The 17,347-nt window shown below is 38.9% G+C and carries 17 protein-coding genes and 1 other RNA gene; 9 read left to right on the forward strand and 9 right to left on the reverse strand.

Going from position 1 to position 17,347, the window contains the following annotated elements:
- Positions 1-327 precede the first annotated feature (327 nt).
- From CTN01_RS12455 to CTN01_RS12470, 4 genes are read right to left on the reverse strand one after another with little or no spacing between them, the layout of a single operon-like run.
- Entirely contained in the window at positions 328-777 is a 450-nt protein-coding gene (locus CTN01_RS12455; RefSeq protein ID WP_045149189.1) for a type IV pilus modification PilV family protein, read from the reverse strand.
- Positions 767-2,014: a hypothetical protein gene (locus CTN01_RS12460; protein ID WP_045149188.1), complete on the reverse strand. Its 1,248-nt coding sequence runs from the start codon at positions 2,012-2,014 to the stop codon at positions 767-769. Before CTN01_RS12460 ends, CTN01_RS12455 begins: the two co-directional genes overlap by 11 nt.
- Positions 2,011-2,598: a PilW family protein gene (locus CTN01_RS12465; RefSeq protein ID WP_045149187.1), complete on the reverse strand. Its 588-nt coding sequence runs from the start codon at positions 2,596-2,598 to the stop codon at positions 2,011-2,013. Before CTN01_RS12465 ends, CTN01_RS12460 begins: the two co-directional genes overlap by 4 nt.
- The gene (locus CTN01_RS12470; protein WP_080896207.1) at positions 2,585-3,166 is read right to left on the reverse strand and encodes a GspH/FimT family pseudopilin; all 582 of its coding nucleotides are present in this window, start codon (positions 3,164-3,166) and stop codon (positions 2,585-2,587) included. Before CTN01_RS12470 ends, CTN01_RS12465 begins: the two co-directional genes overlap by 14 nt.
- 132 nt (positions 3,167-3,298) lie before the next feature.
- Between CTN01_RS12470 and CTN01_RS12475 the strand changes: the two genes are divergently transcribed.
- The gene (locus CTN01_RS12475) at positions 3,299-3,688 is read left to right on the forward strand and encodes a type IV pilin protein (RefSeq protein WP_045128399.1); all 390 of its coding nucleotides are present in this window, start codon (positions 3,299-3,301) and stop codon (positions 3,686-3,688) included.
- Between the two features lie 70 nt (positions 3,689-3,758).
- On the opposite strand, the gene dnaJ is transcribed toward CTN01_RS12475, so the two are convergent.
- The 3 genes from dnaJ to grpE all read right to left on the reverse strand — a co-directional run bounded on the left by dnaJ (position 3,759) and on the right by grpE (position 7,746).
- Entirely contained in the window at positions 3,759-4,901 is a 1,143-nt protein-coding gene (dnaJ, locus tag CTN01_RS12480; RefSeq protein WP_005369459.1) for a molecular chaperone DnaJ, read from the reverse strand.
- 101 nt (positions 4,902-5,002) lie between these two features.
- Positions 5,003-6,916, reverse strand: a complete 1,914-nt coding sequence (gene dnaK, locus CTN01_RS12485) for a molecular chaperone DnaK (RefSeq protein ID WP_045083789.1) — start codon at positions 6,914-6,916, stop codon at positions 5,003-5,005.
- Positions 6,917-7,131: 215 nt separating this feature from the next.
- Entirely contained in the window at positions 7,132-7,746 is a 615-nt protein-coding gene (grpE, locus tag CTN01_RS12490; protein WP_005369462.1) for a nucleotide exchange factor GrpE, read from the reverse strand.
- A 193-nt stretch (positions 7,747-7,939) separates the two neighbouring features.
- Here grpE and nadK point away from each other — a divergent pair, with 193 nt between their 5' ends.
- The 3 genes from nadK (at position 7,940) to bamE (ending at position 11,207) form a co-directional block, all read left to right on the forward strand.
- Positions 7,940-8,821 (forward strand): NAD(+) kinase, encoded by an 882-nt coding sequence (gene nadK / locus CTN01_RS12495; RefSeq protein ID WP_045149185.1) that lies wholly within the window; start codon positions 7,940-7,942, stop codon positions 8,819-8,821.
- Positions 8,822-9,012: 191 nt separating this feature from the next.
- Positions 9,013-10,680, forward strand: a complete 1,668-nt coding sequence (gene recN, locus CTN01_RS12500; RefSeq protein WP_045149184.1) for a DNA repair protein RecN — start codon at positions 9,013-9,015, stop codon at positions 10,678-10,680.
- Positions 10,681-10,850: 170 nt separating this feature from the next.
- Positions 10,851-11,207 carry an outer membrane protein assembly factor BamE gene (gene bamE / locus CTN01_RS12505; protein ID WP_045149183.1) on the forward strand — a complete coding sequence of 119 codons (357 nt, stop codon included), beginning with the start codon at positions 10,851-10,853 and terminating at the stop codon, positions 11,205-11,207.
- Between the two features lie 76 nt (positions 11,208-11,283).
- On the opposite strand, the gene CTN01_RS12510 is transcribed toward bamE, so the two are convergent.
- Positions 11,284-11,598 (reverse strand): RnfH family protein, encoded by a 315-nt coding sequence (locus tag CTN01_RS12510; RefSeq protein WP_045149182.1) that lies wholly within the window; start codon positions 11,596-11,598, stop codon positions 11,284-11,286.
- On the reverse strand, positions 11,588-12,022 hold the full coding sequence (locus CTN01_RS12515) for an SRPBCC family protein (RefSeq protein WP_005369472.1): 435 nt from the start codon (positions 12,020-12,022) through the stop codon (positions 11,588-11,590). Before CTN01_RS12515 ends, CTN01_RS12510 begins: the two co-directional genes overlap by 11 nt.
- Positions 12,023-12,226: 204 nt before the next feature.
- Here CTN01_RS12515 and smpB point away from each other — a divergent pair, with 204 nt between their 5' ends.
- The 5 genes from smpB (at position 12,227) to CTN01_RS12540 (ending at position 17,025) form a co-directional block, all read left to right on the forward strand.
- Entirely contained in the window at positions 12,227-12,709 is a 483-nt protein-coding gene (gene smpB, locus CTN01_RS12520) for an SsrA-binding protein SmpB (RefSeq protein ID WP_005369474.1), read from the forward strand.
- 113 nt (positions 12,710-12,822) lie between these two features.
- Positions 12,823-13,192, forward strand: a transfer-messenger RNA (tmRNA) gene (ssrA, locus tag CTN01_RS12525).
- A 186-nt stretch (positions 13,193-13,378) separates the two neighbouring features.
- The gene (locus tag CTN01_RS12530; RefSeq protein WP_107342164.1) at positions 13,379-14,617 is read left to right on the forward strand and encodes an integrase domain-containing protein; all 1,239 of its coding nucleotides are present in this window, start codon (positions 13,379-13,381) and stop codon (positions 14,615-14,617) included.
- A 387-nt stretch (positions 14,618-15,004) separates the two neighbouring features.
- Positions 15,005-15,895 (forward strand): retron St85 family effector protein, encoded by an 891-nt coding sequence (locus CTN01_RS12535; protein ID WP_045149181.1) that lies wholly within the window; start codon positions 15,005-15,007, stop codon positions 15,893-15,895.
- Positions 15,896-16,065: 170 nt separating this feature from the next.
- Positions 16,066-17,025: a retron St85 family RNA-directed DNA polymerase gene (locus tag CTN01_RS12540; protein ID WP_107342165.1), complete on the forward strand. Its 960-nt coding sequence runs from the start codon at positions 16,066-16,068 to the stop codon at positions 17,023-17,025.
- The last annotated feature ends 322 nt before the right edge of the window (positions 17,026-17,347 follow it).

Below are 17,347 nucleotides of genomic sequence, written 5' to 3' on the forward strand. Positions count from 1 at the left end.
TACTGTTAAAATACCGCTAACTAGAAGCTAGTTAGGATATTTGAATTGACTGTGCCAAATAACCGAAGTTATTTGTATTGGTCACTAGTATCATTGATAAATCTTTCGACTTAACTTTTCAACGAGTGCCCACACAGATTGCATGGTCAAATTGTTAAAGAACAATACTGATTTCGTTGCTAGCCAGTGGCTTGCTCCGTGTCAGTGAGGTGGCATTATAGGGAGATTTTATTTGCTGACAATATTTTTTTGATAAAAAAAAATCGTTTGAATATTTTTTATTCAAAACGACTTTTAAAAGTATTTTTTGACAAAAATTTAGGCTGCTCAATCAAATTCACTGTATTTAGAAAGCGCTGTTTTAAGAGAAACCGCTTGAGATATACCACGGCGATCAGCCCAACTCACTGTGACATCAATTGTTCTTAATGCGCCAGATAGCGCCGTGATGGGATCAGATACGTTACAAGTAAGAGAATAACCTTTACTTATAGCCACTGAATCTATGCAATAAGTGGAGTCAGCCATACTCAAGAAATTAACTTTTTGCATTTGTATATCTCCACTGACTATAACTTCTGAATGTCTAGAGTAATAACGCTCCATTTGTGACTCAGCTATATACAGCGCATCTAACGTTTTCAATGCATTTTCAGACTTCACCTCCATATAAGCCTGCATTTTAACAAGACCTAATACTCCAACTGAAAGTACAGCAAGTGAAATGACGACTTCTAGTAGGCTAAAACCTTTCACCAATCTCACATTAGAAGTCATGCCAAGATCCTTTTAGCCATTGAACTTTGTATTTTGGAGCATAAGGGTTAAAACTACGATTATATGTAAGATTTAGTCCAACGTTATACGTTGTAACTCCACCAGGAGTGTCGAAAATAATACCTCCTGTCGGAACAAAAGCACCGTTTGCAAAGAAAACTGAATTAGTATCTAGTAGATGATCATAATCATCAGAACTAGACATGGCCTCCCATTTTGGAATTAAACTATTATTATAGAAATTTGGTTCATCAATTAAATGATAAACCGCGCCGTTATAAGAACCAGAGCCAGATGTCCCAACAATTCCATTTTCAAAGACCAATATTTTTGCTTGATTAACTATCGTTGGTGATGCACCTAATAAATCACCATGTAAATCACAATCACCAATCACCCAAACTTTATTTGATATTATAAAAGCTTCATTAATTTTTTTTGCACATCTATTATTATCAGTTGAACCGGCTATAGAGCCGGTAATTACTTCAAACTCAGATTTTAATAATGCCTTTTCACTGCGTTTTTTATTAAAAAAACTTTCAAATGGATCTAAAAATTGATCATACTCAAAATCATTTTCAACTGGCCCATAAAAATCAGGTGGTGTTATATCTGTATCAAACCCTCCCCCTGATACAGTATTATAACCATCAGCACATAGCCCTCCAGTTACGACATTAGGGTATGAATATGTAACATTAGGTAAAGAACCTCCTGGAGGGTTAGTTACCACAGATCCGAAAACATATACTCGGCTAGAATATCTAACACTTGTACACTGATAATAATTATCCTCTATATGACCTATTACATCAGGAGCAATAACTATCCCACCTAAAAGTTTCAAATCAGATCTTGTTTGTATTGCTCCATAAGACTCAGGCAAAAAACGTATTTTCTTTTTAATTTCTTTTTTAGCCGATTGTAAATAAACACTACTTATATAATTATTTGGGTAAATATCAACATCACTTAAATTTAATAATAATTCACAATTACTAAATGAAGCTTTTGCTGCTGAGATACTACCAAGTTCTTTAATATAAGAAAATCCGCAATCTAGGCCACCTTCTGTAGCCCAATGAGCCTGTCTTGCTAATACTTCATTTTGTGTACGCTTTATTTGATAAAATAAATTCTTATATGATGCTAATGAAAACAATAAGGCGACAATTAACAATAAGCTTGTAATTAATAATGTAGTCATTCCTGACTGCTGATATTTATTGCTCATTGCCAATTCCTAACTTTAACGTTTGTGAATTTTTCAGTATTTATTAACGTATTATTTTTCACTTCAGCCTTAAGTGTCATTGTAATATATTGACTAGTTGCAGAGGACGAACTTACAACTTTACTACTAATATTAAAATCTATGACTTTTATAATCTTTTCATAAATAAGTGAGTTAGCATAACTAACAGAACATGCTGTTGTTGTATCAATAGCGGAGCTTAATTCTTTATAAACAATTTTATTTTCATCTTTATAATAAATTGAATAGTATTTCTGTGTGCCTGTTTTATCTTGATATGTATAAGCAAGACAATTATTTGATGGATTTATATATACTGTTTCACTTGCACCTGAGATTTTTAAGCTCGATGAACCACCTGATACATAACCCGCCCTTAACACATCTTCTTTGATAGAACGTAAAGCATCATTCACATCTTGCTGTAACATCAGTTCTAAAGAACGTTTATTCGCAGCATTATGTCCAGATAAAAAGACAGAGCCTACAATTCCTATAGCTAATAACCCAACCGCTGATGATATTAATAATTCAATTAAACTAAAACCTTTAGCATTGTTCATAAATACCCACCTTACCTGACGTCGTAGGTGCTATGATGCAACTATATATTCTCCCTGTTGGACTATATAAAACGGTTTTAAAAGTATAATCTCCTAAAGAATATATATAATTACCGCCAATTGCTGCAGATTCAGGTTTTCCATAAATAGGATCAAAATAAAAATTAGTTAAAGTTGAAGATGAATCTAATGTTGCTAATTCAAAATTAGAACTTGCGACTAAACCTAATAAATTATTAGGGGGATTAGAACAATCACTACTACCAATAGCAGCACTAAGTGATGAAAATAAACACCATTGGGGAGCAGGAGAAGTAACTTTGTGGATATATACATTACGACCTCTCATCACTGCTTCCGATTTCGCTTGAACTAAAAACCACTCAACTTCTGTTGCTAATCGCTTAATCTTATTGGTTTCAATTAATTGGCTAAAACTGGGCGCTGCCATTGCCAGAAGGACACTCATTACAGAGACTGCGATCACCAACTCCAACAAGGTAAATCCTTGCTGTCGTCTATCATGCCGATGTATGTAATGAAAATAGGAAGTCTTTTCGCGAGCCATTCCTCAAATCCCTTTTAATACGGCTCTCGATCCTTAAGAGCACCTTGATTCATAGATTAACATCAACGCAAAATAGCAAGGATAAGATAAAAATCAGATATCGATAGAACTCGTAAAATAAAGAGATTAAGGATGATGACTAAACAAAAAGGCGTGACTCTGATCGAGATGTTAATCGTCATTGCGATTATTGGTGTACTGACAGCGATAGCCTACCCTTCTTACCAATCTTATGTTTTGAAAGGACATAGAACGCAAGCAATGGGAGATATGATAAAAGTACAGCTCAATCTCGAAGAGCATTTCACCCAAAATAGTAACTACAATTCGCCAGTTATTAGTGGTAGTAATTGCACCATTTGCGATACAGACAGTAATCGTTACGCATTTAGTATATCGAGTGCCACAGGCTCTTATACAATCACGGCTACAGCAAAGTCAGATAAAGGGCAGAATCAAGATGAGTGTGGCAATTTAACCCTGAATCAAAATGGTACAGGTACTCCTGCTTCTTGTTGGTAAGTCGGTAAAATTAATGGATACAAAAAAGCCGACATCACGTCGGCTTTTAAAATTCAGAGTTTAACTACTTTTAGTTCGTTAAATCATCAAAAAACTTCTTCACACCTTTGAAGAAACCTTCCGATTTTGGTTTATGCTTACTTGCAGCTTTGCCACCAAACGTTTCTTCAAGCTCTTGAAGCAATTCTTTTTGGCGTGAGCTTAAGTTAACAGGCGTTTCCACCACTAACTTACAAATAAGATCGCCCGTCATACCGCCACGAACAGAATCAACACCTTTTCCACGCATACGGAACATACGACCCGTTTGCATTTCGGCTGGTACTTTTAAGCTTACACGACCATCAAGGGTCGGAACTTCAACTTCCCCACCTAATGCCGCCATTGTAAAGCTTACAGGTACTTCACAATGTAGGTTATTGCCATCACGTTGGAAAATGTTGTGTTCTTTTACATGTACTTGTACGTACAAGTCACCTGCTGGAGCGCCAAATTCACCCGCTTCCCCTTCGCCAGTAAGACGAATACGGTCGCCAGTATCAACACCTGCAGGAATTTTAACTGATAACGTTTTGGTTTCTTCTACACGGCCTTCGCCATGACATTTATTACATGGATCTTTGATGATTTGACCACGACCATGACAGTGTGGACAAGTTTGCTGAACCGCAAAGAAACCTTGACGCATTTGTACTTGGCCAGCACCGTGACAAGTACCACATGTTGTTGCTGATGAACCTTTTTTTGCACCAGAACCATCACAAGAGTCACAACCTACTAAGGTAGGTACACGGATTTCTTTTGAACAACCGCGAACAGCTTCTTCTAACGTCAGTTCCATGTTGTAACGAAGATCTGAGCCACGCTGTGCGCGTTGTTGACGACGACCACCGCCACCACCAAAGATATCGCCGAACACATCACCAAAGATGTCGCTAAAGTCTGCACCGCCGCCGAAGCCGCCGCCACCGCCGCCCATTCCACCTTGTTCAAAGGCTGCATGGCCGTACTGATCGTAAGCTGCGCGTTTTTGGCCATCAGTTAGAATTTCATAAGCATATTTAACTTCTTTGAATTTCTCTGCTGACTCGTCGTCACCCTGGTTACGGTCGGGGTGGAACTTCATTGCTAAGCGCTTATAAGCCTTTTTAATGTCACGCTCACCTGCGTCACGGGCTACGCCTAGCACTTCATATAAATCACGTTTAGACATAACTTGATTGTCACCTGGCTAGATATAGTTACGGGCGTTAGAGTAACCTCAAACGCCCGTAATTTAAATAAGATGTTAATTAATAGATATTAATAACGTTCTTATTTGTTGTCTTTAACTTCTTCAAACTCAGCATCAACAACGTCGTCGTCTTGCTTAGCTTGTTGCTCACCAGCGCCATCAGCTTGTTGAGCTTGTGCTTTCTGTTGAGCGATTTCCATTAGCTTTTGAGAAGCAGCAACTACAGCTTGAACTTTCGCATCAATTGCTTCTTTATCTTCGCCTTTACGTGCTTCTTCTAGTTCAGCAACAGCAGCTTCGATTTTTGTTTTCTCATCAGCAGGAAGTGCGTCACCCGCTTCTTCGATTTGCTTACGAGTACCGTGAATTAGCTGGTCAGCTTGGTTACGAGCAGTTACTAACTCTTCAAACTTTTTGTCGTTTTCTTTGTTAGCTTCAGCTTCTTGAACCATTTTCTCGATATCAGCATCGCTTAGACCACCAGACGCTTGGATAGTGATCTTCTGCTCTTTACCCGTAGTCTTATCTTTTGCAGATACGTTTAGGATACCATCAGCATCAAGGTCGAATGTTACTTCGATTTGTGGCATACCACGAGGTGCAGGCTGAATGCCTTCTAGGTTGAATTGACCTAGAGACTTATTGAAGCTTGCTTGCTTACGCTCACCTTGGATTACGTGGATAGTTACCGCGCTTTGGTTATCTTCAGCAGTAGAGAACACTTGGTTCGCTTTTGTTGGGATAGTTGTGTTCTTCTCGATAAGCTTAGTCATCACGCCACCCATGGTTTCAATACCAAGAGATAGTGGAGTAACGTCTAGAAGTAGAACGTCTTTAACATCACCAGCAAGTACGCCGCCTTGAACAGCAGCACCTACAGCAACCGCTTCATCAGGGTTAACGTCTTTACGTGGCTCTTTACCAAAGAACTCAGTTACTTTAGCTTGAACCATAGGCATACGAGTTTGACCACCAACAAGGATAACATCAGTGATGTCACCAACAGTTAGGTCAGCATCAGCTAGCGCAACTTTTAGTGGGTCTAGAGAGCGTTGAACTAGGTCTTCAACTAGAGATTCTAGTTTTGCACGAGTCACTTTGATGTTCATGTGCTTAGGACCAGTTGCATCTGCTGTGATGTAAGGTAGGTTTACATCAGTTTGTTGTGCAGATGATAGTTCGATTTTCGCTTTTTCTGCTGCTTCTTTTAGACGCTGCATTGCAAGAGGATCGTTCTTAAGATCGATACCTTGCTCTTTCTTGAATTCTTCTACTAAGTAGTTGATTAGACGAGTATCGAAGTCTTCACCACCTAGGTGTGTGTCACCGTTAGTTGCTAGAACTTCAAATGTTTTCTCACCTTCAACTTCATCGATCTCGATGATTGAAATATCAAATGTACCACCACCAAGGTCGTAAACAGCGATAGTGCGATCACCACCTTGCTTGTCTAAGCCGTAAGCTAATGCAGCAGCTGTTGGTTCGTTAATGATACGTTTAACATCTAAACCTGCGATACGGCCAGCATCTTTTGTTGCTTGACGCTGTGCATCGTTGAAGTAAGCAGGAACTGTGATTACTGCGCCAGTAACTGGTTCACCAAGGTAATCTTCAGCTGTTTTCTTCATTTTCTTAAGAATTTCAGCAGATACTTGAGGAGCAGCCATTTTTTGGCCTTTTGCTTCTACCCATGCATCACCGTTATCAGCCTTAACAATTTTGTAAGGCATGATTTCGATATCACGCTGAACTTCTTCGTCTTCAAAACGACGACCGATTAGACGCTTGATTGCGAATAATGTGTTTTCAGGGTTTGTTACTGCCTGACGTTTTGCTGGTTGACCAACTAGCGTTTCACCATCTTGAGTGTAGGCAACAATTGATGCTGTTGTACGCTCGCCTTCTGCGTTTTCGATTACACGTGGTTTGTCGCCGTCAAGTACTGCTACACAAGAGTTTGTAGTACCTAAGTCAATACCAATGATTTTACCCATCAGACTATCTCCGAAATTCGTTATATTTACTTGCTACACTTAGAACGGATTCTAAAGTTAGCGGTTCGGGCTTTACCCGTGACAAATATGTTTAATGTCTTATGACTACTAAATAAGGCCGCCAGAATGCTTTTCAAGGGCAAAACAAAAATATTTTCAAAAAAAATAAAAAAACCCACCGAAGTGGGCTTTTATACTCTAGCCGATAAACGGTATTACGCTTGAGTATTTACGTTACCTGCCGCAGCTTTAGATACCATCACCATTGCAGGACGGATCACACGGCCATTTAGCTCATAACCTTTTTGCATCACCATCATTACAGTGTTTGGCGCAAAATCAGTACTTTCTTGAATTGCCATCGCTTGGTGGAATTCAGGGTTAAACGCTTCACCTTGTGGGTTGATTTGCGTTAAACCGAATTTAGCAACGGTGTCTGTCATTGTTTTTAACGTTAGCTCAACACCTTCCATCATCGCTTTTGATGATTCATCAGTCTTGTCTGCCATCTCAAGTGCGCGCTCAAGGTTATCAATAACAGGTAATAATTCTTCTGCAAATTTGTTTAATGCGTACTTACGTGCTTTATCAATTTCTTGCTCTGAACGACGACGTACATTTTCGCCTTCTGCGCGTGCACGTAGTGCCGCATCTTTAGCTTCATTAGCTTGTGCTTCACTCGACAGTAACGCTGCTTCTAGCTCTGCAATACGAGATTCGTATAATTCTTGTTCTGATTCAACAAACTCACCCTCTACAGCTTCTACTTCAACAGCTTCAACTGCATCATTTAGCTGCTCATCCTGTACATTGTGGTTTTTGTTAGTCATGCGTTGGTTCTCCGCCAAGATAATTGGGTATGTATAATCAGTAGTAGGCTATTCTACGCCACTACTTTTCAACAGTCTTGGGCATATTATGGGGATGAAGTTCAATGATTCAACCCAATATTGATAACAAACAGCGACAAGTTATTTTTTCTAAGGCTATACTGCCCTCACTATTAGATGTTGGAACAAAGAGATGACGCGAATTTTTGACACCATTGCGTTAATAGGTAAACCACGCAACCCAGATGCATTACAGACTCACATGAGCCTATATCAATGGTTAGTGGCACAAAACTACACCGTATTACTCGATCACCGTCTTTCTGATGATCTTGAGATCCCTGAACAGTGTTTTTGTGATTTGCTCACACTAGGTGAAAAAGCCGACCTTGCTATTGTTGTAGGTGGTGACGGTAATATGCTGGGCGCAGCACGTGTTCTCTCTCGTTTTGATATTTCCGTCATTGGTGTTAACCGCGGTAACCTTGGTTTTCTGACCGATCTTGATCCTGATAATTTTGAAGAGCCGCTTAGTCGTGTACTCAAAGGCGAGTTTAGAAAAGAAGATCGCTTTTTGCTTGAAGCAGAAGTGCACCGTCATGGGCAAGTAAAAAGTCGAAATGCCGCATTAAATGAAGCCGTACTTCACCCAGATAAAATCGCTCATATGATCGAGTTTGAAGTTTACATTGATGATTGCTTTGCTTTCTCACAGCGTTCTGATGGGTTAATAATTGCGACACCAACAGGCTCTACTGCTTATTCATTATCAGGCGGTGGTCCAATCTTGTCACCAAGTTTGAATGCCATTGCTCTCGTGCCAATGTTCCCGCATACGCTTTCTTGCCGCCCATTAGTGGTTGACGGCGATCGCTGTATTAAGCTGCTGGTTTCACCTAATAATGGTAGTACGCTTGAAGTCAGCTGTGATGGGCAAGTCTCTTTACCAGTTAGCCCTGGTGATGAAATCCTCATTTACCAAAGTAAAGACAGATTACAGCTCATCCATCCTAAAGATTACAGTTACTACAACGTGCTAAGAGGAAAGCTAGGTTGGTCAAGCCGCCTTTTCTGATCCTCAATCACCTTCTATCAGAATAAAAACTTTCATAAAGCCAGTCACGTACTGGCTTTATTTCTATCTGCATTTCATAAACTTAACTTAAATCAAATTTTTCAGCATATTTTCTTACTCAGCACTTTACTGGTTATAGATACAGTATATACTGTATTTAAAAACAGGTGTTGATTTAAACAGGTGAACACATGCTGGCACACATGACTATCTCTAATTTTGCCATTGTTAAAACGCTTCAATTTGAACTCAAACCCGGTATGACCACTATTACAGGTGAAACGGGCGCAGGTAAATCCATCGCTATCGATGCACTTGGCTTATGCCTTGGTGATCGTGCAGAAGCGACTATGGTTCGTCCTAATGAAGATAAAGCAGAAATATCTGCCGCTTTTTTATTGGCTAATAACCAAGCCGCTCGACGTTGGCTAGAAGATAACGATTTAATGGATGGCGAAGAATGTATCTTACGTCGTGTGATCACCAAAGAAGGTCGCTCTCGTGGCTTTATTAATGGCAGCCCAGTCCCTGCTTCACAGCAAAAGGCATTAGGGCAATTGCTGATCAACATTCACGGACAACATGCCCACCAGCAATTAATGCGTCCTGAATATCAGCAACACATGCTAGATCAATATGCAGGCCATCATTCGTTACTTGATAAAACCCGTGAAACTTATCAACGCTGGCGTCAAGCGCATAATGAATTAAAGCGCTTAACCCAAAGCCGCGAAGAAAACGAAGCACAAAAACAGCTATTACAATATCAAGTAAAAGAACTAGATGAACTCGCACTCGGTGAAGAAGAGTTCAACGAGATTGAAGAAGAGCACAAACGCTTATCAAATAGTGGTGAATTAGCAGGTGCAAGCCAAACGGCATTATCAATGCTTTATGACAATGATGATGGTAACGCTCTGCAACTGCTGCAAATGGCATCTCAACAAGTGTGTAATTTAGGTGAATATGACAATAACCTGAATGTGATCCCGCAAATGCTTGAAGAAGCCATTATTCAAGTTCAAGAAGCAAGCCAAGAGCTCCGCAGCTATCTTGATAACTTAGATATGGATCCACATCGCTTGATCTATTTAGAAGAGCGCTTAGCTAAAATCATGTCGATGGCGCGTAAACACTACGTAATGCCAAACGAGTTATACCAAAAGCATCAAGATCTACTTAAAGAATTAGACAATCTTGATTGTAGTGATGAACGTTTAGAAGAAATGGCAGAAAATGTAGAAGCATTACGCCAAAAGTGCCTTCTTGCTGCCGAAAAGCTAAGCAAAAGTCGCCAACGTTATGCTAAAGAGCTAGATCAAAAGATCTCAGAAAGTATGCATACGCTTAGTATGGAGCACGGTAAGTTCTCTATTAATATCGCCAGCGATCCTGAACGTATGCTAAGTCCTATTGGTTATGACAGTATTAGCTTTTTAGTTTCAACCAACCCAGGTCAGCCTTTACAGCCGCTAGGTAAAGTCGCATCAGGTGGTGAGCTTTCACGTATATCGCTCGCAATTCAAGTGATCACAGCGCAAAAAGTAGAAACACCAAGTCTAATTTTCGATGAAGTCGATGTGGGTATCAGTGGACCAACCGCTGCGATTGTCGGAAAAATGCTAAGAACCTTAGGTGAATCAACCCAAGTAATGTGTGTCACACACTTACCGCAAGTCGCAGGTTGTGGTCATCAACAAATGTTTGTGGCGAAAAAAACCTCGGAAGGGCAGACAGAAACGAATATGCGCCCGCTAACAGAAGAGGATCGTATTGCAGAATTAGCGCGTCTACTCGGTGGCAGCGAAATTACTGAACGAACATTAGCCAATGCAAAAGAGTTACTCATTGCAGCTTGATTATGTTTCGCTTATTTAGCGGTTATGAAATAAACTAAGACACGGATGCAACTATTACGAGAAGTAGTAGTCGAATATCAAAATTATTTACTTTTTTTCTTTACCGCTTTTTACTTCTGCATAGACCTTGTTTATCATCGCAGCAGTTAAAGCTAAAAAGCCAGGATGTTATGACTTGGAAAAACATTGCAGCCCTAACCCTAGCGTTAGGCTTACTTAGTGGCTGTTCAGTCGCTGAACGTTTGGTCTATCACCCTGATATAGACCAAGGCAACTACGTAGAACAAAAAAGCGTTGATATGCTTCGTGTCGGTATGACAAAAGCGCAAGTTCAATATGTTCTGGGCACACCTATGTTGGTAGACCCAAGTTACCCAGACAGATGGAACTATATCTTCTACGAAAAGAACGGCCATGATAAGCCGATCCAGAAGAATCTGTTCTTAACTTTCAACCCACAAGCCCAGCTTGTTAGTATGAAAGGAGACTTCAAACAAGGCGCTAATTTCATGGATCCTATGAATTAATAACCTTGGTATACACATAACAAAAAAGCTCGCTGATGCGAGCTTTTTTATATCTAATAAACCGCTATTTTAAGGTTTATTTATTTTTATCAGCTTCTATTTTAGCCTGCTCTGCACGCTTACGGCGGATCTCACGGGGATCAGCAACCAGTGGACGATAAATTTCAATTCTATCCCCTTCTCTTGCCGTGCCATCTAGCTTCACATTTCGGCTATAAATCCCAACTTTATTCTTCTTTAAGTCAATATCAGGATACATGGCTAAAATGCCAGATTGTTCGATTATTTCTTGAATGGGCGTATCAGCAACAACTGCTAATTTTAATACGCGCTGCATATTGGGTAATGCGTAAACAACCTCAACATGGATTAATGGTTGATCAGAATGCATAAACTTCTTTTGCTCGCTGAGTAAAAGCCTGAACCATACTACCAGTTAAATCGCGGAAAATTTTGCCAAAAGCCGCATCTATCAAACTACTAGTAAATTCAAATTCCAGATTAAACTCAATTTTACATGCTGTTGAATCTAATTCTGTAAACGTCCATCCACCAACAAGCTTTCGGAATGGGCCATCCACCAACTGCATATCAATTTGATTAAAATCGACTAATTTATTATGCGTAACAAATGTTTTACGAATACCGGCTTTTGCTACATCGACAGATGCCATCATATGTTCTTGAGAAGATTCAATAATTTTACTTCCAGAACAGCCTGGTAGGAATGTTGGATATGACTCTACATCATTCACTAATTCAAACATTTGTTGAGCACTAAATGGAACAAGTGCAGAGCGGCTAATTTGCGCCATAGAATCTCCTTCAAAGAACAAATTTCTCTATAAAGCCTGTATCTAGAAGCTAAAATAGATGGCCATATAATATCATTAGTTTTCATTCTTCCAAAATTACTATTGTTTGAAAGATTAATTATGTTAAGTTCAATAGCTTATTCGACCAAATACAGCATTATTTGTGCATATTTGGGACAGCAACACCGACTTTAAGAGGTCATCATGGCTAAAAAACCAAACAAAAAGCCAGGCAGTAACACTATTGCCAAAAATAAAACGGCTCGCTTTGAATTTGCAATTAATGACGAATACGAAGCAGGCATGCAACTACAAGGGTGGGAAGTTAAGGCTATCCGTGACGGTAAAGTAAACATGACTGAAAGTTATGTTTTCTTACGTAATGGTGAAGCATTTATCTCAGGCTTGACCATTACACCATTAAATGCAGCTTCAACACACGTAGTTGCCGACCCTACACGTGTACGTAAGCTACTGCTTAATCGTCGTGAAATCGATAAGTTAGCTGGTGCTGTAAACCGTGATGGTGAAACCATTGTGGCGCTCAATATGTACTGGAAGGCATCTTTCGTGAAGATAAAGATCGGTACTGCGCGTGGTAAAAAACTTCACGACAAACGTGCAGATAGTAAATCAAAAGACTGGCAACGAGATAAAGCACGTATACTTAAAAGTAGTAACCGCTAAAGCACCAATTGCAACAATGCATTAGCAATTGATTACTAATCAGACGGTTGATACTCGGAAGTACATATAAGTATTGACCGACTGAAAGAATCTGCTAACATCGTTCGAACTCTGGGGCTGATTTAGGATTCGACAGGATCACGAAGGCTTGTGGAGCATGCCGAGGTGCGGTTGGCCTCGTAAAAAAGCCGCAAAAAAATAGTCGCAAACGACGAAAACTACGCACTAGCAGCTTAATACCCTGCTAAGAGCGCTCCTGCCCTAGCTTCCGCTTGTAAGACGGGGAATAACAGGGGTTCAAACCCAAACGAGATAGCGAGGGAATCTTTGACTAGAGAGATGAACCGCGAAATAGAATTCTGGTATGTATTTGCATAGCGTGTCAGTTCGCAGTGCACTTACGAGATTAAAGACTGACTAAGCATGTAGCGCCATTGGTTAGACTGGTTTTGGACGCGGGTTCAAATCCCGCCAGCTCCACCAAATTCGTATACGAAGACGTCCTAGGACGTCCAGAGAGCCCGCTAGGTTACTGACTTAGCGGGCTTTCTTGTATTTGTAATATACAAAGACGTCTAGTAGTTTCCATCCTCTTTGGTATGCCACATGGTATTCCAAGCTCGTTGAACTACACTTTTGGAATACCATAAGTCACAAAGGCTGGTTTCCATGGGTACAAAAGCAACGAGGCTAAACCAAAAGCAAATAGAGAATGCTAAACCTAAAGAGAAAGATTATGTGCTCTCTGATGGTGACGGCTTACAACTTCGCATTCGTAAAAATGGTTCACGTTTATGGAACTTCAACTATCGTCACCCTATAACGAAAAAACGAATCAATATGGGCTTAGGTACTTTTCCTGAATTACCATTAGCTCAAGCCCGCAAATACACAATGAGTGCCCGCTCTCTCGTTGCTCAAGGAATAGATCCGAAAGAGTTTAGAGAACAACAGAAAATTGATAAACAAAACCAAAATGAGCACACTCTTATCAATGTATCTTCCGAGTGGTTTAAATTAAAAAAAGACACGATATCACCTGATTACGCCGAAGATATGTGGCGATCATTAGAAATACATATTTTCCCTCACATCGCTAACAAAGCCATATCTAAAATCACGGCTCCAATCGTTATCACTACCCTCAGGCCTATAGAAGCAAAAGGTAACTTAGAGACAGTTAAAAGATTAGCTCAGCGTCTTAACGAAATTATGAATTATGCTGTTAATTGTGGACTGATATTCTCTAACCCTTTATCCGGTATTAAAGCTGCTTTCAAAAAACCGAATAAAAAAAATATGCCTTCGATTCTCCCTAATGGATTGCCTGAACTAATGAATGCGATAGCAAATGCCAATATTAAACGTACAACTCGCTGCTTAATTGAATGGCAATTACATACAATGACCCGCCCTTGTGAAGCAGCAGGAGCTCGATGGGATGAGATAGATTTAAATCAAAAGGTTTGGACTATTCCAGCTGAGCGAATGAAAAAAAAGCGTGAACACCGTATTCCTTTGACCGATCATACAGTTGCTTTATTAGAAGTGATGAAACCAATCAGTCAGCAGCGAGAATTTGTCTTTCCTTCAGATAGATCTCCACTCAAGCCTTATAATAACCAAACGGCAAATATGGCCCTCAGACGTATGGGCTTTGAGAAGAGACTGGTTAGCCATGGATTGCGTTCATTGGCAAGTACTACGCTCAACGAACAAGGCTTTGATTCTGATTTAATAGAAGCTGCACTTGCTCATGTCGATAGAAATCAAGTTAGAAGTGCATATAACCGAACTGATTACTTAGAGAGGCGTATTCCGATGATGGTATGGTGGAGCGAACATATTATCAAAGCATCTCTTGGTAGCCTTTCTATAACAGGAAGCAAGCAATTAAATATACTTTAATAAAATTCAAAATCAGTTTTTATCGAAAGATAATCTTAATATCTTTAAGCGTTACTTTGAACGTAGCTACTAGTCAAAGTATAACTATCAACATAAAAAATTAGAGCCTTACATAAAAATTTTAGTTATCAATAATATTGATACTCACTAACAAGTGAACAACCTATGAACCACCATCAATTCTTGGTTGTGATACTTAGCTATTAGTTAATGATAATTAATGGCTACATTTGTTAACTCATTTTAATCAAAATAAATAATTCCAAATAAGAATTTTGGTTGAACAACAAAAATAACCTCCTCTCTCCCCACATTTATTTATGAAGTTTATTGACCAAGCTTCATTTTTTCATGTACTTTACAGATCGAGATTGAGGATATATCAACATGAAAAAGTCTTTTAATGACAATCATCTAAAAGATATCGCAGAAGTAATCAAAAGCCGTATTTTTGTTCCACTAACAGCAAAGAAAACTACTATTTTTCTATGTGGAGGAGCAATTGATAATAAAGATAACGGACGTTCTAAAATGGCAACTATCTTTAATGAGTATTCAAAGTATGAATTACTTTATCCTGAAGATATTTTTGATGACTTGCTCGCAGGTCCAGGCCAGCATAGTTTACTACACCTTGAAAATATTTTAGCTGACTGTGTAGACGCTATTGTTCTTTTTCCTGAAAGCCCGGGATCTTTTGCTGAAATAGGAGCATTCTCTAATGATCCTCGACTAGCTCAAAAATTAATAGTGTTATCCAACAAGATTTATAAAAGCAATAAGAGCTTCATCAATTATGGACCTTATCGATTAATTAAAGAGTCCAAGACCGGTGCTGTTTTTCACATTAATTATAAAGAATTAGATAGTGACGTCCTAGGTAAAAAGCTATATAAAAAAGTAAGTTCTAGGGTCTCTAAAATCAAAAAAGAAAACCCAGTAAAAAAAGATATTACTAATATCTTAGAAGTAGAACATTTTATACTGCCCTGCATCTATTTAATTGATGACTCGAATTTTCACACACTTACAAAGTTAATTTCTTTCGCTACGGGTGAAGATTCAAAGTTCTGTGAGATTGCTATTAAATCATCATTAGGAAGGCTAGCAGCCAAACGCTATATTTCACGAACTTCTGATGGATATAACGTGACTCCCGAAGGTTCTAGTTATGTTAGAAATACTTTTAATAACACAGCATTAGATAAAGTTAGACTAGAGGTTTTAAATGCAGAAAACCGTAGAAATGCCTCTGTCAATAGTGTTAGAATACGCTAAGGCGGATACCCTTAGCATATAGTGTACATATCTTGTTCACTGGATAGCGCTTCGCTGTCCTGTACTAAATCCAGTTCAATATCGTATTTAACTGTGCCGAGCAAGAAGACATCCGTTTCTTGAACGGCACAGTTAAATCCGTAATTTTAGACGTAAGGGTATCTCGCCTAATGACCTCCAACAGTATATATCATCTAAAAAACCTAGGGTTGCCAGCATTAACGTCTTTGGATGAATTTGCTCATGCAATGAAACTAGGTTCAAATACAGTAAGATCTCTCTCAATATCTTCAAATTCACTATATAGAACATATAAAGAACCTAAAAAAAGTGGTGGCTTTCGAGAAATTGCTCAACCATGTCGAGAGCTAAAAGCTATTCAATCCTGGATACTAAGAAATATTTTAGATAAGTTGAACAGCTCTCCTTACTCAAAAGGATTCGAAAAAGGTAAGTCAATTCTTGATAATGCACAACCACACGTTGGGGCTAGCTATTTACTATCATTGGATTTAGAAGATTTCTTTCCATCTATAGGATCGTATAAAGTATACGGTATTTTTAGATCAATCGGTTACAACAAGGAAATGTCCAAATTGCTGACAAACTTGTGTACCTATCATGGTTATCTTCCCCAAGGAGCCCCATCATCGCCTAAATTAGCCAATCTTACTTGTTCGAGACTAGATGCTAGAATTCACGGCTATGCTGGACCTAAAGGAATAACATATACCAGGTATGCCGATGATATTACTTTGTCAGGTAATACTCCCTTAAAAATTGAAAAGGCAAAAGCTTTTATTGGCACTATAGTGCGAGAAGAGGGCTTAAACCTTAACAAAAACAAAACCAAGATATGCGGGACTAAACGACAAAAAAAAATTACTGGTTTGGTACTATCTGGAAATAGTGTAGGTATCGGCCAGAAAAAGTACAGAGAGTTACGTTCAGCACTACATCGACTTTTTGTTGGACGAAGTCATAATTATAATTTTGTAAATGGATGGTTAGCCTTTGCATCTTCTGTAGATAAGAAAGCTTATAAACAACTTAATACTGTGATTGACTCATTATCTCAAAAATACCCACAATCTGATGCGCTCAAACATTTACATGTGGAAAAAGGCTAATTTTTAAGCGTGATTAAGGGTTAGATATATTTGAAGGATCTAAGAAATAGTAACGCCAATCTAAGATAAAAAAGAAAACTCTCTTGCATACTACAAATAATATCAGACCCTTTTTCGACTATTTAAGATTAATATTTACTATTACGAATGGTCGAGTACATACCGATGATTATTTTCCAAAGGCTGAAGCTAAAAATAATAACATGGGCATATGTCTTACCATTAACTATTGCTCTTATCGTGATACGGTGAGCACGCAAAGTCTCAGAAAGCATTACTGCAATTATTTATACCAGCTTAAGAAATTATTTCTTGGAGGATA

It is taken from the genome of Photobacterium angustum, assembly GCF_003026365.1.
Taxonomy (GTDB): Bacteria; Pseudomonadota; Gammaproteobacteria; order Enterobacterales; family Vibrionaceae; genus Photobacterium; species Photobacterium angustum.